Source organism: Cellulosilyticum sp. I15G10I2, from assembly GCF_900095725.1.
Lineage (GTDB): Bacteria > Bacillota > Clostridia > Lachnospirales > Cellulosilyticaceae > FMMP01.
On sequence record NZ_FMMP01000006.1, the window covers coordinates 1,220,919 to 1,247,079 of the forward strand.

General features: G+C 35.4%; 29 protein-coding genes. 3 read left to right on the forward strand and 26 right to left on the reverse strand.

Translation table 11 applies throughout. The features are described from left to right. Positions 1–16: 16 nt before the first annotated feature. From fmt to BN3326_RS05960, 7 genes are all read right to left on the reverse strand, one after another. Positions 17–952 carry a methionyl-tRNA formyltransferase gene (gene fmt / locus BN3326_RS05930; RefSeq protein ID WP_069998176.1) on the reverse strand — a complete coding sequence of 312 codons (936 nt, stop codon included), beginning with the start codon at positions 950–952 and terminating at the stop codon, positions 17–19. Between the two features lie 15 nt (positions 953–967). Continuing rightward, on the reverse strand, positions 968–1,432 hold the full coding sequence (def, locus tag BN3326_RS05935; RefSeq protein ID WP_069998177.1) for a peptide deformylase: 465 nt from the start codon (positions 1,430–1,432) through the stop codon (positions 968–970). A 14-nt stretch (positions 1,433–1,446) separates the two neighbouring features. Beyond that, positions 1,447–3,705, reverse strand: coding sequence for a replication restart helicase PriA (priA, locus tag BN3326_RS05940; protein ID WP_069998178.1), 2,259 nt, complete (start codon positions 3,703–3,705; stop codon positions 1,447–1,449). Between the two features lie 134 nt (positions 3,706–3,839). Next, the gene (gene rpoZ / locus BN3326_RS05945; protein ID WP_069998179.1) at positions 3,840–4,160 is read right to left on the reverse strand and encodes a DNA-directed RNA polymerase subunit omega; all 321 of its coding nucleotides are present in this window, start codon (positions 4,158–4,160) and stop codon (positions 3,840–3,842) included. Beyond that, complete coding sequence (gmk, locus tag BN3326_RS05950) at positions 4,161–4,778, reverse strand: guanylate kinase (RefSeq protein WP_069998180.1); 618 nt, start codon at positions 4,776–4,778, stop codon at positions 4,161–4,163. A 25-nt stretch (positions 4,779–4,803) separates the two neighbouring features. Continuing rightward, positions 4,804–5,049, reverse strand: coding sequence for a DUF370 domain-containing protein (locus BN3326_RS05955; protein ID WP_069998181.1), 246 nt, complete (start codon positions 5,047–5,049; stop codon positions 4,804–4,806). Positions 5,050–5,057: 8 nt separating this feature from the next. Continuing rightward, positions 5,058–5,936, reverse strand: a complete 879-nt coding sequence (locus BN3326_RS05960) for a YicC/YloC family endoribonuclease (RefSeq protein ID WP_069998182.1) — start codon at positions 5,934–5,936, stop codon at positions 5,058–5,060. Positions 5,937–6,076: 140 nt separating this feature from the next. On the opposite strand from BN3326_RS05960, the gene BN3326_RS05965 reads away from it, so the two are divergent. Both BN3326_RS05965 and BN3326_RS05970 read left to right on the forward strand, forming a co-directional pair. Then, entirely contained in the window at positions 6,077–7,837 is a 1,761-nt protein-coding gene (locus tag BN3326_RS05965) for an Rqc2 family fibronectin-binding protein (RefSeq protein WP_069998183.1), read from the forward strand. Positions 7,838–7,994: 157 nt separating this feature from the next. After that, entirely contained in the window at positions 7,995–9,383 is a 1,389-nt protein-coding gene (locus BN3326_RS05970) for a citrate/2-methylcitrate synthase (protein ID WP_442857202.1), read from the forward strand. Between the two features lie 104 nt (positions 9,384–9,487). Here BN3326_RS05970 and BN3326_RS05975 read toward each other — a convergent pair whose 3' ends face one another. The 4 genes from BN3326_RS05975 to spoIVB all read right to left on the reverse strand — a co-directional run bounded on the left by BN3326_RS05975 (position 9,488) and on the right by spoIVB (position 13,117). Beyond that, on the reverse strand, positions 9,488–9,922 hold the full coding sequence (locus tag BN3326_RS05975; RefSeq protein ID WP_069998184.1) for a DUF3788 domain-containing protein: 435 nt from the start codon (positions 9,920–9,922) through the stop codon (positions 9,488–9,490). A gap of 167 nt (positions 9,923–10,089) precedes the next feature. After that, a complete protein-coding gene (locus BN3326_RS05980; protein ID WP_069998185.1) occupies positions 10,090–10,560 on the reverse strand; it encodes a hypothetical protein in 471 nt (156 codons plus the stop codon). A 323-nt stretch (positions 10,561–10,883) separates the two neighbouring features. After that, positions 10,884–11,711, reverse strand: a complete 828-nt coding sequence (gene spo0A, locus BN3326_RS05985) for a sporulation transcription factor Spo0A (protein WP_141722853.1) — start codon at positions 11,709–11,711, stop codon at positions 10,884–10,886. A gap of 119 nt (positions 11,712–11,830) precedes the next feature. Continuing rightward, the gene (spoIVB, locus tag BN3326_RS05990; protein ID WP_069998186.1) at positions 11,831–13,117 is read right to left on the reverse strand and encodes a SpoIVB peptidase; all 1,287 of its coding nucleotides are present in this window, start codon (positions 13,115–13,117) and stop codon (positions 11,831–11,833) included. Between the two features lie 85 nt (positions 13,118–13,202). Here spoIVB and BN3326_RS22205 point away from each other — a divergent pair, with 85 nt between their 5' ends. After that, positions 13,203–13,355 (forward strand): hypothetical protein, encoded by a 153-nt coding sequence (locus BN3326_RS22205; protein ID WP_207646310.1) that lies wholly within the window; start codon positions 13,203–13,205, stop codon positions 13,353–13,355. Between the two features lie 19 nt (positions 13,356–13,374). On the opposite strand, the gene recN is transcribed toward BN3326_RS22205, so the two are convergent. From recN to BN3326_RS06065, 15 genes are all read right to left on the reverse strand, one after another. Then, positions 13,375–15,066 carry a DNA repair protein RecN gene (recN, locus tag BN3326_RS05995; protein ID WP_069998187.1) on the reverse strand — a complete coding sequence of 564 codons (1,692 nt, stop codon included), beginning with the start codon at positions 15,064–15,066 and terminating at the stop codon, positions 13,375–13,377. Positions 15,067–15,084: 18 nt separating this feature from the next. Next, a complete protein-coding gene (argR, locus tag BN3326_RS06000) occupies positions 15,085–15,537 on the reverse strand; it encodes an arginine repressor (protein ID WP_069998440.1) in 453 nt (150 codons plus the stop codon). 7 nt (positions 15,538–15,544) lie between these two features. Beyond that, positions 15,545–16,405 carry an NAD(+)/NADH kinase gene (locus BN3326_RS06005; protein ID WP_069998188.1) on the reverse strand — a complete coding sequence of 287 codons (861 nt, stop codon included), beginning with the start codon at positions 16,403–16,405 and terminating at the stop codon, positions 15,545–15,547. A gap of 13 nt (positions 16,406–16,418) precedes the next feature. Beyond that, on the reverse strand, positions 16,419–17,222 hold the full coding sequence (locus BN3326_RS06010) for a TlyA family RNA methyltransferase (protein ID WP_069998189.1): 804 nt from the start codon (positions 17,220–17,222) through the stop codon (positions 16,419–16,421). Next, entirely contained in the window at positions 17,223–19,097 is a 1,875-nt protein-coding gene (dxs, locus tag BN3326_RS06015) for a 1-deoxy-D-xylulose-5-phosphate synthase (protein WP_069998190.1), read from the reverse strand. Between the two features lie 65 nt (positions 19,098–19,162). Further along, complete coding sequence (locus tag BN3326_RS06020; protein ID WP_083258533.1) at positions 19,163–19,744, reverse strand: hypothetical protein; 582 nt, start codon at positions 19,742–19,744, stop codon at positions 19,163–19,165. 698 nt (positions 19,745–20,442) lie between these two features. Further along, on the reverse strand, positions 20,443–20,892 hold the full coding sequence (locus BN3326_RS06025; RefSeq protein ID WP_069998191.1) for a divergent PAP2 family protein: 450 nt from the start codon (positions 20,890–20,892) through the stop codon (positions 20,443–20,445). Between the two features lie 12 nt (positions 20,893–20,904). Next, positions 20,905–21,780 carry a polyprenyl synthetase family protein gene (locus BN3326_RS06030; protein ID WP_069998192.1) on the reverse strand — a complete coding sequence of 292 codons (876 nt, stop codon included), beginning with the start codon at positions 21,778–21,780 and terminating at the stop codon, positions 20,905–20,907. Then, positions 21,777–22,004, reverse strand: coding sequence for an exodeoxyribonuclease VII small subunit (gene xseB, locus BN3326_RS06035; RefSeq protein ID WP_069998193.1), 228 nt, complete (start codon positions 22,002–22,004; stop codon positions 21,777–21,779). Before xseB ends, BN3326_RS06030 begins: the two co-directional genes overlap by 4 nt. Before the next feature lie 2 nt (positions 22,005–22,006). Beyond that, the gene (gene xseA / locus BN3326_RS06040; protein WP_069998194.1) at positions 22,007–23,209 is read right to left on the reverse strand and encodes an exodeoxyribonuclease VII large subunit; all 1,203 of its coding nucleotides are present in this window, start codon (positions 23,207–23,209) and stop codon (positions 22,007–22,009) included. Positions 23,210–23,211: 2 nt separating this feature from the next. Next, on the reverse strand, positions 23,212–23,634 hold the full coding sequence (nusB, locus tag BN3326_RS06045) for a transcription antitermination factor NusB (RefSeq protein WP_069998195.1): 423 nt from the start codon (positions 23,632–23,634) through the stop codon (positions 23,212–23,214). A gap of 74 nt (positions 23,635–23,708) precedes the next feature. Then, entirely contained in the window at positions 23,709–24,101 is a 393-nt protein-coding gene (locus tag BN3326_RS06050) for an Asp23/Gls24 family envelope stress response protein (protein WP_069998196.1), read from the reverse strand. A 118-nt stretch (positions 24,102–24,219) separates the two neighbouring features. Next, complete coding sequence (locus BN3326_RS06055) at positions 24,220–24,978, reverse strand: SpoIIIAH-like family protein (protein WP_069998197.1); 759 nt, start codon at positions 24,976–24,978, stop codon at positions 24,220–24,222. Between the two features lie 12 nt (positions 24,979–24,990). Next, on the reverse strand, positions 24,991–25,551 hold the full coding sequence (locus BN3326_RS06060) for a hypothetical protein (RefSeq protein ID WP_069998198.1): 561 nt from the start codon (positions 25,549–25,551) through the stop codon (positions 24,991–24,993). A gap of 14 nt (positions 25,552–25,565) precedes the next feature. After that, the gene (locus BN3326_RS06065; protein ID WP_069998199.1) at positions 25,566–26,150 is read right to left on the reverse strand and encodes a stage III sporulation protein AF; all 585 of its coding nucleotides are present in this window, start codon (positions 26,148–26,150) and stop codon (positions 25,566–25,568) included. Positions 26,151–26,161: the final 11 nt, after the last annotated feature.

Below are 26,161 nucleotides of genomic sequence, written 5' to 3' on the forward strand. Positions count from 1 at the left end.
TATTCACTCCTTATCATTATATTCCAAGCATAATACCTTCATCAATTGTATTACCTTTAATATACTCTGATACTGGCATACGCTTTTTATTTGGCATTTGTATTTCTTGTATCAGTAAGCTTCCCTCTCCTGTTTGCACGCATATTCCCTTTTTATCTGCACTAATAATAGTCCCAGCTTTAAATTCAGTTGTAGTGTCTATAGGCTGTACCTGCCAGATTTTCATGGTCTCCCCTTTATAATAGGTATAACCAGTTGGCCAAGGATTTAAACCTCGCACCAACGCATCTATAACATAACTTGGTTTATTCCAGTCTATTTCTCCTAAAACTTTACTGATCATAGGAGCATAAGTACTTTTAGTATCATCCTGTTTTTGCCTTGTGAGGCCGCCTCCTGTTATTATAGGCAATGCTTCTTTTAAGGTTTGGGCACCTACTATTTTCATTTTATCATGTAAGCTGGCATAGGTATCTTCTTGAGTAATAGGTATTTCTTTTTTTAGAAGCATATCACCCGTATCCATGCCTTGATCCATGTACATAATCGTTACCCCTGTAACTGTATCTCTGTTAATAATAGACCATTGAATAGGCGCAGCCCCTCTATACTTAGGTAAGAGTGACCCATGTATATTAATGCATCCATACTTAGGAATATCCAGAACATTTTGTGGAAGTATTTGACCAAATGCTACTACTATTATAAGATCCGGATTTAAAGATTGTATGTCGTTATAAAATACTTCATCGCCCTTTATTCTTACCGGCTGCAAAACTGGGATATTATGTTTTAAAGCTATTTCTTTAACAGGAGGCATTGTTTCTTTGCCACCTCTGCCTTTTGGTTTATCTGGCTGTGTCACGACTGCGCAAATATGGTGTTTTTCATCAATTAACATCTCAAGCGTCGGAACAGCAAAGTCTGGTGTTCCCATAAATACAATATTCATAGAACCCTCCTATTTTTATTGATCTGTAACATCAATTAGATCGCCTTCTACAAGATCTACAAATAACTTGCCCTCTAAATGATCATACTCATGAAGCATGGCTCTCGCCATTAGTTCTTCTCCCTCTAATTCAAAAAACTCCCCGTTTCTATCTTGCGCTCTTATTTTAACATGGTTAGCCCGCCTCACTTGCCCATACTTTTTGGGGACACTAAGGCATCCTTCCTCTCCAAACTGTTCACCTTCAGCTTCTACTATCTCTGGATTAATAAACTCAATGAGCCCTTCACCTATATCAATAATAAAAATGCGTCTTAATATTCCTATTTGTGGTGCAGCAAGGCCTATTCCGTCTGCCATATACATTGTTTCTTTCATGTCCTCCAAAAGTACCCATAAGTTTGCGTCAAACTTTTTAACTGATTTCGATACTTTTCTTAGAACCTCTTCTTTTTCTGTCCTTATTGTTCTTATTCCCATAAGCTCCTCCTTATTTACATCATACTAAGCGGATTAATATCCCATTGTATTTTTATGCTTTCGCGGGTTTGAATAGTATTAAATTTTTGAAGACAATACTTCCCAAATATAAGCAGCCTGTCTCTTTCCTCCGATAGAATAATGATTCTCCATCTATATTCATCAGCCACTTTACTGATAACTGCCGGACTCGGCCCAACTATGCGAAACACCCCCCGGCCTCTTTGGCTGTAGTGGCGATAATACTGCGTGAGGGCATGGGCTGCATCTATAACTTCGTGTTCACTCTTTCCTGAAATCAGTACTGTAAAAACATTTGCAAAAGGAGGATAGCCCATCAGTTCTCTATTTTTTAGCTCTTCTTTATAAAAAAGTTCACCATTATTATATTTGATTCTTTCGAGTACAATATGTTCTGGATTATAAGTTTGTATAATCACTTGGCCTTTTGTGTCACTCCTTCCAGCTCTTCCCATAGCTTGAGTAATGAGCTGAAAGGTTCTTTCATTACTTCTAAAATCCTGCATATAAAGTGATAAGTCAGCTGAAATAATACCAACTAATGCAACTTCTTTAAAATCATGCCCTTTTGCTATCATTTGCGTACCTATTAAAAGATTGATTTTTCTCAGGCTAAAGGCCTCTAAAATTTTATGATGTCCCGTCTTACCTGTAGTTGTGTCTAAATCCATCCGGCCTATACCATAACTTTCAAAATGCTCAGTCAAATACTCCTCAACTTTTTCAGTACCACTTCCAAAAAAGCGTATATATTTTGAATTACAAGCCGGACACTTTTCAGGGACTGGCTGCTTTTTACCACAATAGTGACACTCAAGCGTACGACTGCTTAAATGATAGGTCATAGATACATCACAGTGCTTACACTTTATAACATGTCCACAACTTCTGCAATTTATAAAAGAAGAGTGTCCTCTGCGATTAATAAGGAGCATAACTTGCTTGCCCTCTCTAAGTGTAGTACTTATTGCCTCAAATAATTGCTGACTGATTACCCCATTATTACCTCGTTTTAACTCTAAGCGCATATCTACAGTAATTACTTCCGGCAACACTGCATTGCCAATTCTATGATTAAGTTCTACTTTTTGGTAGATGCTACTTAGGCAATTGTAATAAGTTTCTATACTAGGTGTTGCTGATGCTAAAAGCACAACACCATTTTCTCTTTTCATCCGCATTTGGGCAATATCAATAGCATGGTACTTTGGCATATTTTCAGATTTATAAGTTGATTCATGTTCTTCATCAACTACAATAAGCTTTAAGTTTTCAAAAGGCATAAAAACTGCACTTCTGGGTCCAATAATAACTGATATCTCTCCCCTTTTAGCCTTTATATAAAGCTTCTGCCTTTCTTTAGGGGTCATACGGCTGTGAGTAAGCGCAACTTGATTGCCAAATCTTTCCTGAAATCTTTCTAAAGTTTGTTTGGTAAGCGCAATTTCTGGTACAAGTACAATGGCTGAACCACCCATCTCTATGACCTCTTTGATAGCATAAAGAAAAACCTCCGTCTTTCCGCTGCCAGTTACCCCTTGCAATAAAATCGTATCGTATTGTTTCTTAGTAAGCATGCTTAGAATGCTTTGCTTAGCCTTAAACTGTTCTTCATTAAGACTCTTAAATGCTGTATAATTAATCGCATCTTTTATCAGTGTTTTTTCTTCTTTAAGTTTTACCACCAGCTCATTTTGAATAAGCGTCTTGAGAGAAGATTTACTCGTTTCCGGGAGATTCTCCAGTTCTTTTTGCAATACCTTATGATGCACCAGTAAATACTCTAATAAATATCTTTGACGTGCAAAAGTTTTTTTGTGAGCATTTTGACTGATATAGTTATGAACTTTGCCAGTATCTTCAGTAAGTGCAATATAATCTTCATAATCAGCACCTTGCTCAAAAGGTTTTTGCGAAAGACCTGGGGGGAGTATCACGTCAATAGCCGCAGCGAAGCTTGTACCATAATAATTAACAATAAATTCAGCCATATCAAGCTGCATAAGAGATAAAACAGGTTCAGTTTCAATCATTTCAGCTATGGCTTTTAGTCTGTAGTCTACAGCTTCCATTTCTTCTTGGAGCCCAATAACATACCCAGTCTGCAGTGCATTATACCTGCCAAAAGGAACTTTAACTCTATGACCTAACTGCACTTTACCTATAAGATGTGTCTCTATCTTATAAGTAAAGATTTTATCTATCTCTGTTGTCGTTGCAAAGTTAATAATGACCTGTGCATACTTATGCATAACATTCCCCTGTTCTTTCTATTAAAACGCCTCGCTTAGCAACTCATTTAAGCTTTTATATTTTAATTAGATTAAGAATAAGATATAAGGCATATGCCTTATATCTTATTCTTAATCTGTAAAAAACAATATTATTATTCTTGTTCCTGCTCTTCTGAATAATACTCACTCATTAAAATTTTACCGTTATAAATTTCGTCTACCGCAATTGACGTAGGCTTTTTGGTTTTCAGCCTTTCATTAAGTTCACTCGCTTGTCTGAGTCTTGCAGGGCTTATCACTTTTTCTCCTGTTTTATCTGCTTCCTTATTAAGCGCTGCTTGTTCATTAACAATGTCAATGATCTGCCTTGCTCTTCTAGCTGTAGCAATAACAATAGAATACCTGCTTGTAAGCTTTGAAGCACCTTCATCATTTAATTTTTTCATAAGTTGTGTATAAGATGGTTGTAACATTTAATAGCCTCCTTGATAATTTAACATAGTTTCTATAGCTTGTTCAAACCTACTGCTTTTTAACTTTTCTGCGCATACGATCTTTTCGATATAATCTGCTGCACGTACTATATTATCATTAATAATCACATAATCATATTCTTTATACAAATAAAGTTCTTCTTTTGCACGTTCTAACCGTTTCTTAATCACATCACCTGTTTCTGTATTTCTTCCGACAAGTCTGTTTTGAAGTTCAGCAAGTGAAGGAGGGATAACGAAAATAAAAATAGCCTCTGGATAAATAGCTTTAACCTGCGCTGCCCCTTGCACTTCTATTTCCAATATAACATCCTTTCCATTTTCCACACACTCATCAATAAAAGATTTAGGTGTGCCGTAATAGTTATCACAAAACACTGCATATTCAAGAAGCTGTTCCCCTTTAATCATTTCACAAAATTCGTCTTTTGTTTTAAAAAAATAGTGGATACCCTCTTCTTCACCTTGCCTCGGCATACGTGTTGTAGCAGATACTGAAAGTACAAAGGTCTCATTTTTGATAAGCTCCTTAACAATAGTCCCCTTGCCTGAACCCGAGGGTCCTGATAAAACAATTTTCAATCCTTCTTTCAACATAAGTATCTCCTTAAATCCTTTATAATTATTCTTTCGTAACAATAAGTCTGCTTGCCATGGTGTCTGGCTGAAGTGCCGATAAAATAACTTGATTACTATCTGTAATAATAACACCTCTTGTTTTTCTGCCTTGTGTTGCATCAATGAGGCTGGATTTATCCCTAGCCTCTGCTATCAGCCGCTTAATCGGTGCTGATTCTGCAGCAACTATAGCTACGATTCTATCTACTGCTACAATATTTCCATACCCAATATTAATAAAATTACTCACCCTAACACCTACTCAATATTTTGAACTTGTTCTCTTATTTTTTCAACTTCTGTCTTAAGGCTCACAACATATTTTGTAATTGTATAGTCATTGGCTTTAGAGCCTATTGTATTTGCTTCTCTATTAATTTCCTGCATTAAAAAATCAAGTTTCCTGCCTACAGCACCGTCTTCTTCTAAGATGCTTACAAGCTGAACAATGTGACTTTTAAGTCTTGTGAGTTCCTCATCCACAGCACATTTATCTGCAAAAAGTACTACCTCAGCTGCAATACGACCCGGATCTACTGATACATTTTCTAGAAGAGATGCTATTCTTGCTTCTAGCTTTCTCTTATATTCATCAACTACTAAATAACTTCGGCTGCTAATAGCCTCTATAAGCTTATTGAGCCCTTCTGTTTTCTGAAGAATATCTGCTTTAAGTGCTTCACCTTCTCTAAGGCGCATGACTAAAAGTTCATCTAATGCAGTCTCTAGTGCCTTAGTAAGCGTTGCCATTACTTCATCATTGTCTCCAGATTTTTTTTGAATAGTTATTAAATCATTTACTTGCATTAAATGTGATAACTTCATATCGTTTTCAATATTAAAAGTTTCAGCTATTTTTGAAAACCCCTCTATATAGCCTTTGCATATATTTTCATTAACTATGATGTCGATATCTTCTGTTGCCATACTATAGCAGTAAATATTGAGATCCAGCTTGCCTCTTGCTACTTTTTTTTTGATGATTTTACGTATATCCTCCTCAAAATGAGCCAGTAACTTAGGCATTCTCATATTAATATCTAAGTAACGATGATTAATGGCACTCATTTCGACTGTAACTTTACGTTGATTTTCTTCTATCTCACATCTTCCATAGCCTGTCATGCTATAAATCATATTTTTCCCTGCTTCCTCATCTAAAGTACACTGCATACAGTTTATAAAAATCAATTGTATTATATTATAGCATAGATTCCTTTTATTTTCAAAAAAATTATGCTATACTTTGCCATATATCTAAAGGAGGCATACTTACTATGGCTTTAGACGGCATTGTACTTGCAAATATTGTCCATGAACTTGATACACTACTTGTAAATGGACGCATTGATAAAATTTATCAAATTGAAAAAGAAGATATTCTCCTATCTATTAGGAATAACAGTACTTCTTATAAATTACTTTTAACAGCTAACAGTAATTACCCAAGACTACATCTTTCTACCCTTGCAAAAAACCCTTCGCTTGAACCACCTATGTTTTGCATGATGCTAAGGAAGCATCTAAGCGGGGGCAGAATCTTAAAAATCGAGCAGCCTCATTTTGAAAGAATCGTTAAGCTTCATATAGAAGCCACTAATGAACTTGGAGATAAAGAGGTTAAATACCTTATTATCGAAATTATGGGCAGACACAGCAATATTATGCTTGTTAGGCCAGACGGCATTTTACTAGACAGTATCAAGCATATTTCTGCGGATAAGAGCAGTGTCCGCCAGGTACTTCCCAATAAACTTTATAGTTATCCGCCCCAACAAGGTAAGCTTAATCCCCTTGAGACAACAAAAGATTGTTTTATAGAGTGCATACGTTCAAAAAACATGCCGCTTTTCAAATGCATCTATCTGTCTTACAGTGGTTTAAGCCCACTTATTGCAAATGAAATATGTTTAAGCGCCAAAGTTGATGCTGAACTTATCGGAAATACCGCAGATGAAAATACCTGCCTAAACCTCTACGAAGCATTTGACAAAGTGATATCACGTGTTAGGACTAACAGCTTTGATCCTAGTTTATTCTTAAATACAGAAGAACTTCCTATAGATTTTTATAGTATGATACTTGATTTGTATAGTTTATACACTTTAAAACATTTTTCTTCTGTAAGCGAACTTGTAGAAGGCTATTATTATGAAAAAAACAGCCGATTTAATATCGCGCAGAAAACAACAGATATTAAAAAACTGCTCCATACTTTTATTGACCGCGCAGTAAGAAAAAAGCATATTCAGCAAAAAGCCCTAGCAGATTCTCAAAATAAAGATTTGTATAAAATATACGGAGAACTCTTAACAGCATACTCTCATCAGGTTCCACCTCAGTCTAAATCTTTTGTTACTACAAATTATTACGAGGAGCCTTATGATGAGATCACAATCCCCCTAGATGAAAAACTTAATGCGATCCAAAATGCGCAGTACTATTTTAAACTATATAGTAAAGCTAAACGCACAGAAATAGCAGCAGCTCAACAGCTTGATCAAATTGAAGAAGACCTAAAATATCTAGATTCTGTACTACTCTCCCTTGATTTATTAGAAACAAAGGAAGATATTGCGCAGCTAAGAGCAGAACTTGTTGCAATGGGTTATCTCAAAAAACGTAAGGGTATTTCCAAAAAACAGGCTTCTAAAAAAACACTCCCCTATTTACACTTTAAATCTGCTTCAGGGCATGATATTTATGTTGGGAAAAATAACTACCAAAATGATGAGCTCACTATGAAATTTGCAAAAGCAACTGATCTATGGCTTCATATTAAAGACGGTCCTGGCTCTCATGTCATTGTCAAGCTTGAACATAATACCGCTGTAGATGATTTAACCCTTGAACAAGCGGCATCTCTTGCAGCTTTCTATAGCAGCGGCAGACTCTCAAGCCATGTACCTATCGACTACACACTTAGAAAAAATGTTAAAAAAATTCCGAATGCCAAACCTGGAATGGTAATTTATAACCACTTCAAAACAATTTACGTTACGCCCGTGGAGTCAGAAGTAAAAAGATTGATGGTATAGTGCGCATTATACGTTATAATGTCTACATTTTATATTATTTACATTTTTTGTATTTTATAAATATTCAATACGTTGATTTTTTTATCAAATCATGATAAATTTAATATAATCTATATAACAAATACAAAATATTTTATGAAGGAAGGTGACTAAACTGATTACCAATAATTGTCCTGCAAACGAATTAGAACTGCTCCAAAAACTGACTATGTTATCAGAAAGCAGCAACTACATTAACCCAGAATTATTTAAGAAGTATGAAGTAAAAAGGGGGCTACGTGACTTAGATGGCCGTGGCGTATTAGTTGGATTGACTGAAATAGGGGAAGTGCATTCTTATATTGTTGATGAGAATGAAATGATTCCAGTCCCTGGAAGGTTAAGTTACAGAGGTATTGATGTCCGTGATATTACTGCTGGGTATTTAAAAGATGAACGCTACGGTTTTGAAGAAACGACCTATCTGTTGCTGTTTGGCAAATTACCTACTAAAGACGAACTAGCAGAGTTTGAGGAACTACTCGGAAACTATAGAAAATTGCCTGATAATTTTGCAAATGATATGATTTTTAAAGCGCCAAGTAAAGATGTTATGAACGTATTGGCGAGAAGTGTTCTTGCACTGTATAGTTTTGATGATAAAGCAGATGATACTTCCATGCCTAATGTATTAAGACAATGTATTCAACTCATAGCTCGTTTCCCGACCATAGCAGTATACGGCTATCAAGCCTATGCGCATTACCATGGTAATAAAAGCTTATATATCCATCCGCCAAGACCAGATTTGTCTACGGCAGAAAATATTTTATATATGCTAAGACCTAATAAAAAGTACACTAAGCTTGAAGCAACATTGCTGGATCTTGCACTTATTCTACACGCTGAGCATGGCGGCGGTAATAACTCATCTTTTACCACCCATCTAGTAACTTCATCCGGAACCGATACTTATTCTGTTATAGCCGCAGCACTCGGCTCTCTTAAAGGCCCAAAACACGGAGGCGCTAACATTAAGGTTGTTCATATGTTTGAAGATATGAAACAAAATATTTCAGATTGGTCAGATGATGCAGAAATAGAAAACTACTTAATCAAGCTTCTCAGTAAAGAAGCCTTTGATAAATCAGGTCTTATTTATGGTATAGGTCATGCCGTTTATTCTGTATCTGACCCTAGAGCCATAGTCCTTAAAGAGTATGCAGCGCAGCTTGCAAAAGAGAAAGGGTTAGAAAATGAGTTTAACTTCTATGCAAAGGTAGAAGCATTAGCCCCTAAAGTTATTGGAGATGTCAGGAAGATGTATAAAGGCGTAAGTGCCAATGTTGACTTCTATTCAGGGTTTGTCTATAGCATGCTTAACTTACCAATGGAACTTTATACGCCACTCTTTGCAATTGCGCGTATCACCGGTTGGAGCGCACATCGCATGGAAGAACTTGTAAACAAGGGTAAAATTATACGCCCCGCTTATAAGAGTGTTGCTAAACGCAGAGATTATGTCGCTTTAGATGAACGTTCACTAACCGAAGAAGCAGCTCAGTAATATAAGTAAAATATATTTCACAACATAAGATAAAATATGAGCCATAGAAAGTCGCGGATGACATTCTATGGCTCATATTTTATGTAAGCATCAAATGCAAGAATTTATCGTTTGAGCTTTACCCTTATTGCAATAAGTCTCTTTATATCATCAAGTACAGACTTATCTTTCACCTCTATCATCAACCAACGTCCACCACAAGAAAAAGATGTTTTCCTGTATAAGTTTTGTACATATGGGGTAAATGCTCCTAGCGCCATTTCTACCGCGTTCTCCTCTTTTGTACCTACCACTACCAATGCGATAAAATACCCGTCCATAGGATATAGCGTACATAAGGATTTACTACTCTTTTGATATTTCACATTCCAACCAGGCTGTGCAGAACATTTACTATATGACATTTTGGGTTGAATTTGATATGTCGAATCAATATAAGTTAGTAGTTCCGACCATAACGGTTCGTCTTCACCAATAAACTTTTTAATGTCTCCATAAGATGGCTGGTTATTGGCGTTAAATAACTCATCCCACTTCATAAGCTCACTCTCCTATTAAATTTACTATATTGCACACAAGTGTTTTCTATTCAATACGATTCCAATACTAAATAGCCTCTATTTACGCACCACAACGTCAACTGGTCAATTAACTCCTACTTGTCCTCTTGATAGTTCGTTCAATTAATTAAATAAAAATTTATTATTTAAAAATTAAAACTAATAAGATACATTATGGTTATAACTATGCCATTCGAAGTGATATTAGCAAGAAATGTCCCTATAGCTATTTGCTTAGCGCTATACTTTCTATGAAGTATGATCATATTAGATCCTAATTCAATAACTATTGATAAAAATATTGCTATAATAAAATAAATAACAAAACTATTTATATCTTCAAATCGAATTTCATTACTACTAACCCAAGGAAACCACCAAACTAACCACCAACCACCATTATGAGTCACTGAAAGAAAAACACCGATAATCCCACTTACAATATTACTAATAACTGTTGTTATCATTATTGATTTATTAAATCTTTCCTTCGTTAAAAATTGACTCATCAGAAATGATTCAAGAACTAAAACAAAAAATATGACCACCCATCCTGGTGGCATAAATAATAAGATACCAAAGGATACATTATATAACTTTAAATATTCTTTTTTCAAATTACCATCCTCTTTCACTTTCCAATCATAATAGATGTTTCTATACGTATACTTAAAAACACAAATGATAAATTCATTACAATCCTAACTATAGTTTAAACCTGCACAATATACTTTTCAGAATATTATACATCCATTATTATATTTTGTCTATTTTATGACAAAATCTACTTTAGAGACTCAAGATTAATCCATATAACATCATGTCTTTATATAATATAACGCGATTCAAAAAACTAAGTATACAAAAAAGACTTTTAATGCCTCACCGCTATCGGTGAATGCGTTAAAAGTCCTTTTAAATCTAAATAGGTTAATATTGACTATCCAACTTGCATTTCAAGACGCAATCTATCTGCGATAAGTGCAATAAATTCACTGTTTGTAGGCTTACCTTTACCGTTATTAACAGTATAGCCGAAAAGCTTATCAATCGTATCCATTTTACCGCGGCTCCATGCTACTTCGATGGCATGACGAATAGCACGCTCTACTCTGCTTGGCGTTGTATTATATTGTTTTGCAATATTAGGATAAAGTTGTTTTGTTATTGAATTAAGTACATCCATATCATTGATGACCATAATGATAGCATCTCTTAGATATTGATAGCCTTTAATATGTGCTGGAACCCCTATTTCATGAATCACACTTGTCACTTCTGTTTCTAGACTATGCTGTGTGGGCATACCTTTTGCTTTTGGCAGGAGCGATCTAGAGCTTGTAAGGTTGCTATTTGTAGTCATACTGTTTATTCTTGTAGAACTAGACATCGCTTTAAGCTGTCTAATTCTGTTAATAAGTGTGTCCATATCAAAAGGCTTAACAATATAGTACTCAGCCCCCAAAGCAAGTGCTCTTTCTGTTATTTTATCTTGTCCTACAGCTGACAACATTACAAATAGAGGTCTTTTTTTAAGTTCCATTGTGACCACTCTTTCAAGTACACCTATTCCATCTAAATAAGGCATAATAACATCTAATATCACAATATCTGGCTCTGTCTGCTGAATCAGCGTACAAGCTTCTTCACCATTTGCAGCTACATCTACCACCTGCATATCTTCTTGTCTATCTATAAACTCCATTAAAATATCCGAAAAGTCTTTATTATCATCTGCTATCAGTATTTTCATTTTTTGTTCAAACAAAAAATATCCCCCCTAAAAATTATATGTTATTTTGAAAAATCTTAAATTAATTATACATAATAATCTGGAAAATATCAATACCATTTTCTGTAATTTTTATTTTATTTTTACAATTCCCACTATCTTTTTTCATTATTAATCATATTTTCTATAAATATACCATATCCCCTTGTTGGGTCTTGTATAAAAACATGTGTCACTGCACCGATAAGTTTACCATCTTGAAGAATAGGACTGCCACTCATCCCCTGTATAATACCATTTGTAAGATTCAATAATCTTTCATCTACTATTTTTATAATCATTCCTTTAGCAGGTTCATTACTATACTTTGATACTTTTTGTATATAAACCTCATATTCCTGAACTTTGTCATTTGTTAGATCAACCAAAATAGAAGCTTTCCCTTCATGCACTTCATCCTGAAATGCAATTGGCACTTTTTTTTCATTGATATCCTGAGTTTTATTTTTATCAAGTTCACCATAGATGCCGATAGGTGTATTATTTATGACTTCACCAATGATATTTTTGTCTTCATATTCAATTATACCACTTATTTCTCCGGGAATACCTTTTTTTCCTTTTTTAATATGTGTAATTGTTGTAGTAATAATATTCCCTTCTCGGATAGGCATTAATTTTTTAGTATCTGTATCTGTAATGCCATGTCCTAGCGCACCAAAAGACCCTGTTTCTGGATCTATATAGGTAAGCGTCCCAATCCCTTGTGTACTGTCTCTAATCCAGAGACCAATTTTATATTCATTGTCAAACATAGAGTATGAGGGCTGTACCATCACTTCTTTAATCTCCTTATTTCTTAAAACAGTAAGCTTTATTTTTTCTTTTTGCGTCGTTTCAATGATATCTCTTAAATCTTCTTTTGCTTTAAGTTCCATATCATTACACTTTAATATCATATCTCCTGGCTCAATAAGGCCTTTGCAAGGCGAAATAATCTTACCTTCTATTTCAAACTGACCTATTCCCAGAACTAATATCCCTTTTGTATCTACTTTAATCCCCACAATTTTACCACAAGGGATAACTTCTCTATTCGGAATAGCTTGTATAGATACTGTTTTTAAGGGAATAAATCCTAAAAGTGATAAAGTAACATCTGTTTTGCCAGCCTCATTCATGCTAACATATAATGGTTTATTGAGACTAATAGACCCAGTATCAATAACGCTCTCGTGTTCCCCTTTAACGGTAATCATCTGATCTTTTAACAGATTTGCCTTAAGGGGTATATCAAAATTAAAGATATGCTCTTTACCTACAATAAGTTTAACTTCTTTAGGAAGATAGTAATGAGATATAATAATAGGACTAGATATAATTAAGCATACAACTAAACTTATAAAACAAATAAAAAATACCCTTTTTTTTCTATGTTTCATCCGGCTTCACATCCTATGTTTTTTTGCTGTCATATTTTTAAAATGTCCTTTTTCACAGTCATTTATACAATATGAAAAACTATTTTTGCAATTCAACATAGCATTAAATATTGAAGCCGATTTTATTTACATAAATCATGTCTTATCACAAACACTAGGGAGATATTTGCCAACTCAACTTATTACAAGAAAAGGTGTAGATATTATTACTGTAGATCCATTTGAAAAACACGTTTAACTAAAAAAGTATATGCATTTTATCTACATATACTTTTTTTATAGTTATTGGCTAATTCTTTTATTTCTTTAGCACTTTGCATCGTATTTTGTGTAACAATCCCGCCCATAAGTCTGCATAGTTCTTCTTGTATCTTAAGGTCATTTAATGATTTGAGGTTTGTTAATGTCTTTTCTTTTATAACTTCTTTTTCAATTAAATAATGAATATCTCCCATAGCAGCTATCTGTGGCAGGTGGGTAATGCAGATAACCTGTCTGCCTTTTGATATGACCGCTAACTTTTCCGCTACCTTTTGTGCAGCTATCCCACTTATCCCTGTGTCAATTTCATCAAAAATCACGGTATCAATCACATCTCCAAGGACAAGTACTGCTTTAATAGCCAACATTACCCTAGATATTTCTCCGCCAGAAGCGATTTTAGAAAGTGGATGCACGTCATCTCCTAAATTTGTACGAATAAGAAACTCAACATCATTTTTTCCTGAACGATTAAATGTCTCTAGGTCATTAATTGCCACTTCAAACTTAGCATAAGGCATTTGTAGATCATGTAGATGCGCATCTATTGCTTTTTCTATCTTTTGTGCTATAATTTTGCGCTTTTTTGATATTTCATCTGCAAGTTCATGGAGTTCTTCTTCAAGCATAGCTACTTCTACAAGCAGTTTCTCCTCATTATACTCACCATCCACAAGCTCTTTTAATTCTGCTTCACATGTATACTTATACTCCAAAATTTCAGCTATAGAATTACCATATTTTTGCTTCAATCTATAAATTGTATCTAATCTATTTTGTACCTCTATCAATGTTTCCGGTGCATAATCAATATTATCTGTATAAGTTCTAATTTGATAGGTTGCATCCTGCAGGTTGGCTTCAATAGAAAGCAATTGTTCATAAAGTGCATTAATTTCACCACTGATTCCGCTGATATCCCCTATAGCATGAATGGCTTTTCCCAAAAACAAGGAGGCACTGAGTTCATTTTCTCCATCAAGAAATTCATACGCTTTTTGGGCATTTCGCATAATCTTTTCTGCATGTGAAAGTATCTCGTACTGTTCTTTAAGCTGTTCTTCTTCATGAAGTTTTAAATGCGCAGATGCAATCTCATTAATTTGAAAAGTTAGCATATCCTTAAGCTGAAGCCTTTTTCTATCGTTGTCACCAAGTTTATCCAAGTTGGATTTGGCACTTTGCCACTTCTCATAAACCTTTTTATAATGATTTTTTTTAGCACTAAAAGCCTCTTCACCAAAACTATCCAGCATTTTAATATGCTTAGAAACGTCTAAAAGTGACTGAGGCTCATGTTGTCCATGTACATCGATTAAAAGTGCTGATAATTCCTTGACCATTTGCCTTGTTGCTGTCTGCTCATTAATCTTATAAAGTGTTCTTCCTGATTGGTAGAGTACTCTTTCAATCTTTATCGTGTCATTCTCACATGTAATATGATGTGCCTTAAGATATTTTAATCCCAGCCCTGACTTATCACAAAAAATGAGTTCTACCAATGCATAGTCCTGCCCTTTTCGTATAATTTGCTTTGAAGTTCTATTGCCTATAGCAAATTGTATCGAATCTATCAGCATAGACTTTCCCGCTCCTGTTTCACCGCTAAAAATATTTAGATGAGGATGAAGCGTTAGTTCTACTTGTTCAATAAGCGCAATATTGCTTGCTTTAAGATGGGTTAGCATAAATACTCACTCCTAAATTTAAGAACTTAATATATCTTTAAATTTGTTCATTACTGTTTTTATATGTTCCGGGTGCCTCACAAGGCAAAAGATCGTATCATCTCCAGCAAGTGTCCCGACGATCTCTTCAAGATGAAAAGCATCAATAGCAGAAGCAACTGCATTGCCCATACCTATTAAAGTACGAATGACGATCATATTGCCCGCAAAGTCCATACCTACAAAAGCATCCTTAAACACACGAATAACTTTTTCAGAAACTTGTTGCTCATAATTTGATAATACTACATACTTCTGTCCGCCGTTTTTACTGGCCACTTTTGTAAGTTTAAGTTCTCTTATATCTCTTGATACAGTAGCTTGTGTTACACTAAACCCTTGTTCTTCAAGAGCTGTCGCTAAATCTTCCTGTGTTTCGATTTCTTGATTTTGAATTAAACCTAATATAGTCGATTGTCTTTGTTCTTTCATTCCCATTTTATCTGCGCCTTTCTACTATTTTTTTCCTTAGAATTTCAAAAAATTTCAGCTCTGACAGTTTAACGAGTCTTGTAACATAAGTTGATTTTTGTATCTGTACAAAATGATTAGGCGTTAAATACATCTTCATTTTACCATCAATATTGAGTTCTATATTCATGCTATCATTTTGACCAATCTTAATTTGCACAGTGTCTTCTTCTGACATAATAATAGACTTTGAGTAAATAGTATGCGGACAGATAGGTGTAACGATATAGGCCTTTGCATGAGGCACTACAATAGGCCCTCCCGCTGATAAGTTATAGGCAGTTGACCCTGTAGGTGTAGATACGATGACGCCATCAGCCGGATAGACATCACAAAATGTCCCGTTCACTAAGATTTCAAACTCAGCTATACGCGCAGAACTGCCCCTAGTAATACTTACGTCATTTAGTGCATGAAAAACATATTCATGTCCATTAGGTGCGATAATTTTAGCCTCAAGCATCATTCTTTCTTCAATTTCATAGTCCTTATCAAGTAATTTTTTTAGTGAAGAAGCAATATCAGAGGGCTCAATATCTGCCAAAAAACCTAACCGGCCTAGATTGACACCTACAATGGGCACATTAAAACTATAAGCTTTTTCAGCTACACTTAAGATTGTACCGTCTCCGCCTATAGCTATAACAATATCGCACAGCTTATAAATCTCTTCTTCATTTAAAGCGTTAGGAATATCTTGAACTTGTTCAGCAATATGCCTAGCCCCATATACCTCGAATCCTTCTTGCACCAGCCACTTGGCAACGATCTTAGTAATCTCTAAGTGATTATCTTTTAATAAGTTCGGCATAATACCTATATGCTTCATGAAATACCTCCGTTTATAAGTTATCATGAGATGCTTTTACGATTTTCTCAATGGTGAGTGCTTGATCTTCCAGCACATCTTCACTATTTTTTTGTAAGTAAATCAGATATTCTCTGTTGCCCTCTGGTCCTTTAATGGGGGAGAAATCAAGGCCTAATACACCCATTCCAATACTATTTGCATAGTGCCATACATCACTTATAACTTGGCTGTGCACTTTTGGATTTTTAACAACTCCATGTTTTTCAACTTGTTCTCTGCCTGCTTCAAATTGAGGTTTAATAAGCGCCATAATCTGCCCATTTACAGTAATAATCTGTGAAATTGGAAGCAATACTTTAGTTAAAGAAATAAAAGAAACATCTATCGAACTAAAATGCACTGCATCCTTAATATCTTCCGGCGTCACATATCTTATATTTGTTTTTTCCATGCAGACTACACGTTCGTCTTGTCTAAGTTTCCAAGCCAACTGCCCGTAGCCTACATCAACAGCATAAACTTTGTCCGCTCCATTTTGAAGCATACAGTCTGTAAATCCGCCAGTAGACGCCCCTACATCCATACAAGTTTTTTGTTGGAGATCAATATTAAATGCCGCAATAGCTTTTTCAAGTTTATACCCGCCACGACTAACATATTTCATCTTTTCCCGCACTTCAATTGCTGCACTGCGTTTAACTTGCAATCCAGGTTTGTCTTCTTTTTGTCCATTGACATAGACAACACCTGCCATAATATAAGCTTTTGCCTTTTCTCTGGATTCAGCTAGGTTTCTTTCTGTAATGAGTATATCTAGTCTTTCTTTGCTTTCCATTTATTTGCTCTCCTTCTGGAGTATTGTCATAATTTGACGAGCGATTGCATCCTCTGCAAGCCCTTCTCTAATGAATAAATTCTTAATATCACCTTGATTAATAATTCCATTTTGGAAACCCAAACATCTTCCGTGTGGATTATAGTCATGATTTACAAGATAAGAAAATACTTTTTCTCCAAAACCTCCACTTATTATACCATCTTCTATTGTAAAGATATAGCGATGTCTTTTTGCAAGAGCTTGCAAACCCGTCTCATCCAATGGATAGACGCAAGGCACTTCAACAATAGCAGCCTCAATGTTTTGTTTAATGAGATATTCATGGGTTAAAAGAGCTTGTTCTACCATACGTCCTACCGCTAAAATCACTAAATCATTGCCTTTTTTTAGAGTCTTAAATCCAATCTCTTGATAATCATTTATAAATTCACTATTTATATGGGTTGTTCCTTTGGGATATCTAATAGCTACTGGCCCTTTTAAGGTAAGGGCATATCTGAGAGCAGCTTCTATTTCTTCGGGCATTTTAGGAGACAAAACCTTCATATGAGGCATGCTGCTTAAATACGCTATATCATAAACACCTTGATGTGTGGCGCCATCTTCTCCCACAAGTCCAGCCCTGTCAACTGCGAAAATAACGGGTAAATTCTGCAGGCATACATCATGCAATATTTGATCATAAGCTCTTTGTAAAAAAGAAGAATAAATAGCTACAACAGGCCTGTATCCTTCAGTTGCTAATCCTGCAGCAAAAGTTACCGCATGCTGTTCAGCAATGCCTACATCAAAAAATCTTCTTGGGTAGGCCCTCGCAAAATCTAAAAGCCCTGTTCCATCCGGCATAGCAGCTGATATAGCAACTAAATTATCTTGTTCTTGGGCCAAAGTGCACATGGCACTTCCAAAAGACGCAGAAAAATTAAGTGGGTTACTTTTACTTTTAAGCTCCCCTGTTGTAATATCAAAGGGTCCAATACCATGAAATAAACTAGGATTTTGTTCTGCCAGTTTATAGCCCTTCCCTTTCTTCGTTTTAACATGAATAAGCACTGGTCCCTTCATAATCTTCGCATTCTCTAAAAGTGCAATAAGCTCTTCATAGCAATGCCCGTCTACTGGTCCTAAGTAGGTAATGCCTAACTGCTCAAATAACGTATTTTGTATCAATAGACTTTTAAGACTGCCTTTTGTGCGCTTAATAACTTTTACAACATTCATCCCTACAACAGGTACCTTTTCAAGTACTTCTTCTACATCTTCTTTGACTTTTAAGTAATCTTTACTAGAACGAAGCTTATTTAAGTACTTACAAAGCCCTCCAACATTTTTAGAGATAGACATTTCATTATCATTTAGAATAACAATGAGATTATTATGTCCTCTTCCTGCATGATTAAGTGCTTCAAATGCCATGCCGCCAGTCAGGGCGCCATCACCGATAACGGCGATAACCTTATGATCTTCTCCTTTTAAATCTCGTGCTGCTGCCATGCCTAAGGCTGCTGAGATCGAAGTGGAACTATGTCCTGTTTCAAAAACATCATAGGAACTTTCCTTCTTTTTTGGAAAACCACTTAACCCATCTAACTTTCTTAAATGCTTAAAGTACTTTCTTCTCCCAGTTAATAGTTTATGCACATAGGCTTGATGACCTACATCCCATATAATCTTATCTTGTGGCAAATCAAAAACATAGTGCAGTGCAACTGTTAATTCAACTACTCCTAAATTTGAAGCTAAATGCCCTCCAGTTTGAGACAAAGATCCAACTAAAAAATTTCTGATATCTTTTGCTAGTTGTATAAGCTCATGCGTTTTTAGCTTTTTAACATCTTCTGGAGAGTAAATAGACTTTAAAAGATCTAACATATAAGTTCCTCTTTCTACTAATATCTATTCTATTTAAAAAAAGACAATCTTGAAGGATTGTCATCTTAGTTCTTATTTTTGTGCAATATGACCTTCGTGTAATAGATAAAAATGCCAACATAATAAACAATATAACGGGAGCGCCGAATAGCGAAGGTTTTACCAAGGGCTTTACCGCCTACCGTCAAGGCCGCAACAAAGCCACTCATCGCAATAGAAAGCAAGACTGATTTCATACCAAAGCCTTCTTCTATTGCAAGAACAATAGCCGTTGCTGTACTCCCAGATATAATGCCTGCAATATCTCCTATAACATCATTAAATAAATTGGCTACCATAGGGGCATTTCTTATCAGCATAATAGCATCTTTTGCACCCTTTACTTTTTGAGCTGCCATTGAGTGAAAAGTTATTTCGTCTGCAGAAACAACTGCATTGCCAATACCATCAAAAAATATCCCTGTTAAAATAATAGTAATTAACATAAAAAAAGCTATAATAAGGGGTACATCTCCGAGCAACACCTCAAAGATATAACTAAAACACATTGCAATTGTAAAAGTCGCCAGCACAATAATGCCTAAACTCTTTAAAGATTGCTTTTTGACTCTCACTTTTTTAAATTTTACTCTTTTATGTGCAGGCACCTTCTAAGACTCCTTTAATCATCGACTTATCACCCACTTTTCAAAATTTAAGACAATAGAACCTGTAAATTTTGTGGTATATGGTCTAGCAGGTTTTCCCAGGTACATACTTCCTTGTCACCAAAGCAGTGGTTTCCCTTTAAATATACCTTAGATGTGTTGCCATCATCTACGCCAGATCGCCTTTAGCCACACTGTAATCCAAGAACTACCTCAAACTGAACGGTCTAGGAGTTTTCCTCAAGCAATATATTATGTTCCTATCCTCTTTTGCGAATTAGGTTTCTATCAACAATCCTGCCTTCTTTTTGGCCGAAAAGAAGGCAAGTAAATTGATGTCCCCCCGCCTTCACTCAAGGCAGGCTACACTACCCACAGCCGATACCGCATGGTAGGTTTAATCCTAAGTCATACTTTATTCCCATAGGAATAAGCACAATCATAGGTCTCCACGGTAAAAGGGTCAACGCCCATATGCCCTTATGGATCGCCCTTAAACCTTAACCCCCAGTATCAGCCCATAACGGGGCGTTACAAGCCAACACCAGGAACTTCATCGATATGCCCTAAAACGGATTTTTAGGCCCGTCTTCAAAACATAATATCTTGACTAGAATACCGCATCTTATTTTTTGAAAAGTACGTCATAAGCCGCTTTTAACACATTATAGCAGTTAACCTCTGATTTTTCAACTAGATTAACCGCCAAAAAAGAATAGCGCCACAAGAATCCCAAGTATGCCGCCTGCTATCACTTGCAAAGGGGTATGCCCTAATATTTCCTTCAATCTCTCTTCTGGATTAAGATTAGGGTCTTCTAATACCGCAATAATTTGATTAATCATCGCTGCCTGTTTGCCTGCATGCAGCCTCACGTTGGCGGCATCATACATGACAATAAAGCTAAATACTGCAGCTATAGCAAAAAGTACATGATCGTAACCATAAAGCTGTCCAATACTAATAGTTAAGGCGACTACAAAAGAACTATGTGAACTTGGCATGCCTCCTGAAGCAAAAAACTGCCTAAAATCAAGTTTATGTTCATATACAAGTGTAATAACTACTTTGAGTGATTGTGCTATAAACCAGCTTACTATAGCTACCCATAATATATTATTATTTGAAATCTGTTTAATATAATGCATCTTCTTCCCCCTTTAACTTCTACGTTTGATAAGCTCTGCAGCTATTTCTTTTAAGAGTAAGGTATTACCTTTTAAAACGTCTAATGAACTTAAGGCCTTATCTGTCAATGTGCCTGCTATTTCATAACATTGTTCTACTGTATAGAAACTTAAGTAAGTATTTTTATGATTTTTCTGGTCACTTTTTATAGGTTTACCTAATTCTTCATCCGTAGATGTTTCATCAAGTATATCATCTATAATTTGAAATGTTTTTCCAATAAATAGACCATAGTTTTCTAAAGCTTCAATTTCTTCTTCAGTGCCCCCACCTAAGACTGCTCCCATTTTTGTTGCCGCTGCTATTAAGGCCCCTGTTTTATGAAGTTGGATCGCATTGAGCGTGGTCAAATCAATGGTTTTATTTTCACTTTCAATATCTAGGATTTGACCGCCTATCATGCCCTTTACACCACTTGCCTGAGAGAGTATGTACGCTGCCCTCACTCTTTGGGCACCGCCGTATTTTAGTGCATCTTCCAACATATATCTAAACGCTTCTGTAAGTAGTGCATCTCCAGCCAAAATGGCTGCAGCTTCTCCAAAAACAACGTGGTTAGTCGGCATACCTCTTCTTAACGCATCATCATCCATAGCTGGAAGATCATCGTGTATCAGTGAATAGGTATGAATCATCTCAATTGCACATAAATAGGCCGAAATATCTTCACTTCCGCCAACCGCTTCATAAGCAAGCTGCATCAAAACGGGTCTAATTCGCTTCCCCCCAGCACTTAGACTATAGTTCATCGCTTCATATATTGTTTTAAAATACCTATTTTCCACTGGGAGTGCTGACCTTAAACAACTACCCACAAGCTCTTGATATTGTTTTATACTGTCTCTCACTCCCAATTCTCTCCTTCTATCTTTTTGTAAGTTTCTTGCTCATAAACATAAATCTCTTGTTCTGCCTTTTTGAGTACAGACATGCAGTAAGCTGCAAGATCCATACCTTCTTTATAGTTTTTAATACTCTCTTCCAGTGCAATATCTCCTTGTTCTAAACAACCTACGATATGCTGCAGTGCTTTGAGGGCTTCTTCAAAATTTTTTTGTGCTTTCTTAGCCATACTTACGACTCCTCATTATAAACTTTTGCTTTAAATGTACCGTCTGTAACGGTAATCTGAAGTACTTCTTCAGGTTCTATATCGTGAATAGATTTGATAATACCATTATTTACTTTTGTAATTAAGCTATACCCTCTTTTTAAGGTGGTAAACGGAGATAATTTTTCTAGTTGTCCTATTGCAAGCTCATAATCATTAAAGGCCTTTGTTAGTATATACTTATAACGATTATTTAATGCTTGTATGAGTAGATCCACTTCTTGCATCTTATCTTTATAAAATCTATCCTTTACCTTAAATACTGGACGTTCAATCAGATAGTTAAGCTTTTCTTTAGAATATTTTATGTTTTGCAGTGTCATATAGCTTAAGGCATTTGTACAACGTTTTATCATCTCTTCAATTTCGCTTTTTGAAGGAATCACAATCTCAGCTGCCGCTGATGGCGTAGCTGCACGTTTATCGCTTACAAAGTCTGCTATTGTAAAATCTACTTCGTGTCCTACTGCTGATACGATAGGAATTTCTGACGCAAAAATAGCCCTCGCGACAAGTTCTTCATTAAATGCCCATAGATCTTCTATAGAGCCTCCGCCTCTTCCTAATATGATGACCTCTGCAAGTTTATCCCTATTTGCTTGATCGATAGCGGCGGTAATTTCTTTAACAGCCAGTTCTCCTTGAACATGCGCAGGATAAATATAAATTGAAACACTTGGGTTTCTTCTTTTAGCAACTTGAATAATATCTTTAATCGCTGCGCCTGTAACGGAAGTAATAACACCTATCCTTTTAGGAAATAAGGGAATGTTTTTTTTATATTTAGTTTCAAACAAGCCTTCCTTAGACAATTTCGCCTTAAGTTCTTCAAATCTTTCATACAATAGACCTTTGCCTTGTTTTTCAATATCATATACATAAGCTTGGTAAGTTCCCGTTTTCTCATAAATAGTTATTTTTACTCTTGCATAGATTTTAGTACCTTCAATAAGCTTAAAATTAAGTTTTGAAGCATCTCTTGAAAACATCACCGCACCAAGACTTGCACGTTCATCTTTAAGCGTAAAATAAATATGTCCTGAGTGATGATATTTACAGTTAGATACTTCTCCGGCTAACCATACATCACCTAACATATAATCATCTTCAATGAGTCTATTTACATAATTATTAATTTCGGATACAGAAACTATCTTTCTTTTCATTTTTATCCCTCAATGAGTTTAATAACATTTCCCAATATACCATTGATAAATTGTGGTGATTTGTCTGTACTATATGCTTTTGCAATTTCAAGTGCTTCATTAACAACCACTTTATGAGGCACATCACTTCGCCACTTAAGTTCATAGGTTGCAAGCCTCAAAATACCTAGGTCAACCTTTGCAATTCTGCTTACAGTCCAATGTTGCGTGCTTTTATTAATGAGCTCGTCAATTTCATCCAAATGTTCTAAGACCCCATAATATTCTTCTTCTATAAATTTAATTACTGCTTTATTTGACCCATCTTCATTCGCTCTAATCTCACTCAGCTTTTCACCTATTAAACGATCTGCGTCTTCCTCATTGTGAAAAGTATATTCATAAAGCATCTGCATGATCAATTCTCTTGCATTACGTCTAGTCATTTTTTCCTCCTTATTAAGTAAGCTAACCCTATCTCTCTTGCTCCGTTAGGGTTAGCTTACTTTGTTACCTCTCATTAGACTTCTTTTTCTTTATCAAAAAACACACCTGCCACATGTATATTAACTGAGGCAACATGTAGTCCTGTCATGGTTTCAACTGAATTCTTTACTTTTTCTTGAACTTCTAAACACACTTTTTGAATTCTAATACCATACTTAACAACTGCGGTAATATCTATGAACACTTCGCCCTCACCTACTTCGACCTTTACACCCTTTGGCCCTTTTTTACGACTGATAACTTGTACAAAATCATTTTTGGGCTGAAGGGTGCTTACCATACCATCTACCTCTAAAGTTGCTATTTCTGCTATAACCGCTATAACATCATCTGCAATCTGAACTTGATCCATTTCATGAGCAGCCTCCATTGCTGCTGCTAAGTCTATATTTTTTTGATCATCCATAGCAAATACCTCCTACATCATATCTTTATGCTTATTATCCTATTATATACAAAAAACTTAAGGGTTGCAAATTTATTCTTCAAAAAAGGCTGACTATCACAGTCAGCCCTTCTTAATATTAATTTGTGCCTTCTTTAACAATACCTTTTAGCGGTGTAATTTTAATTTTGCCTACACTATATCCTGTTTTTCTATTAACTATTTCTTCAATCTGGGCAATATCAGATTCTGTTAAGTCTTCCTTGTTAATAACGACATCTACACTATTATCATCTATTCTTACATAAACTTCTCTAAACCCTTTAGCACGAAGTAGTGCTTCGGCGCTACTTTCTTTTTCAATACGCTCTTGGATAGCAAGCAAGTTTTCTGCTGCTTTTGATTTTGCTTCTTTATCAAGATTTTGATTCGCTACATATTGCGTAAGTTCTTCAACTTGGAGAGCACGGCTTTGTTCTCTTAGCATTTTTTCTTCAACAAAATAGCTTACATCCATATTTTTATCAACTGCTGCAACCGCATTATTTAGTGGACTGTCTGAACTTGTAATAATACTATCTTTCTTAGTAATAACAGCTTCAAACTTTTGCATTTGTGGAATAGTGTTCTGTGTCACCTCAGCAGATGCTTGCTGATTATTTTCTGTACGCATAGTCTCTGATATTTCTTCCTCTGCATCTGGAGGCAAAGTTTGGATTTCATCATAGCCTTCAAAAAAGTCTTTTTCTTCTGCTATCACTTCTTGGCTCATGTCTGTTTCTTGTACGAGATTAGGTTGTACACCAACTTCTCCGTCTTTCGTGTTTAAATATGCCGCAATCGCAATCATAAAAACAAGTACTGTAATAATAATTTGATTTCTTTTAAATGTAAACATGATATATCCCCCTTATTTTTGCTTTTTAAATACTGATACTTTATGTACTGGAACCTGTAATACATTAGATACTGACTCTATAATCTGAGCCCTCACCACGCCATTATCAGCTCCCTCAGCTAATACAAGAACTCCTTCTATTTGAGGTCTATTTTCTTTAATGATAAAAGGAGTATTTCCACTTTGAAGAATAATCTTGTTGCGTGTATCATTTTTTTCAGTTATCCTAGTGCCTCCTGCCTCATCTTTTTCCTCCTGATGCTCATAATTTTGTGTTTTTTCTTCTGCCAATACCTTTTCTTCGTTAGAAAAGGTTGTAAGCATTACATTAACCTGACCAACCCCCTCCATTTTTTCTAAAATATTCGTTAATCTTTTTTCTAGCGCTTCTTCATAGCTTATAGCATCACTAGAAGCATTTAATATTGGAGCATTTTGAGGTTTATTCTGATTGGATGGTTTGTTTGTAGGTATGTATGTTATTGCTATGCCCAATATTGCTATGCCTATTGCTAAGTATAAATATTTTTGCTTTTTAGTTTCTTTTGCATCCTTTAGAAATTTATCAAGCATTCCCCTACCCCCTTTTAATTCTTCTGTACTGTAATATATATATTACGACTTGGCACATTATAGAAGTTTTGCAGACAAGTTTTTATTTTAATTTTTAATTTTTCTGTATCACCACTTAGACTTTGGCTTTTATCTCCTATCCTAATTTTAGGAAGTATCACATTTTTAGTATTATTATTCTCAGATTCTCCTACTACAATATGTATCTCTTCTATTTGCTCTTCTCCCCCCTCATCATGCCACTCAATATGAACACGCTGCACGCTCACATCTATTTCTTTTTCTATAATACCTTTAATACTCGACTTCAGAGTCTCTTTTAATAGACTTTGCTGGCTTTTAACCTGTTCATCATATCCCTGTACTGAATCGTTATAGTTTATGCCTTCACTAAGTCTTTTTTGATACTCACTTACATAAGTATCATAGCCTTTTCCTTGTACCGGAATAAACTGAACAATAGGTTGAATGATCGTATAGATAATGATGCATCCTAACACCAGCTTAAGGTATTTCTTATAATCTGAATCCGGAAAGATCATCTCAATAACAATTACAAATAACATAATCCATATAAACATTTGCATATATTCTCTCAATTTTATCCCTC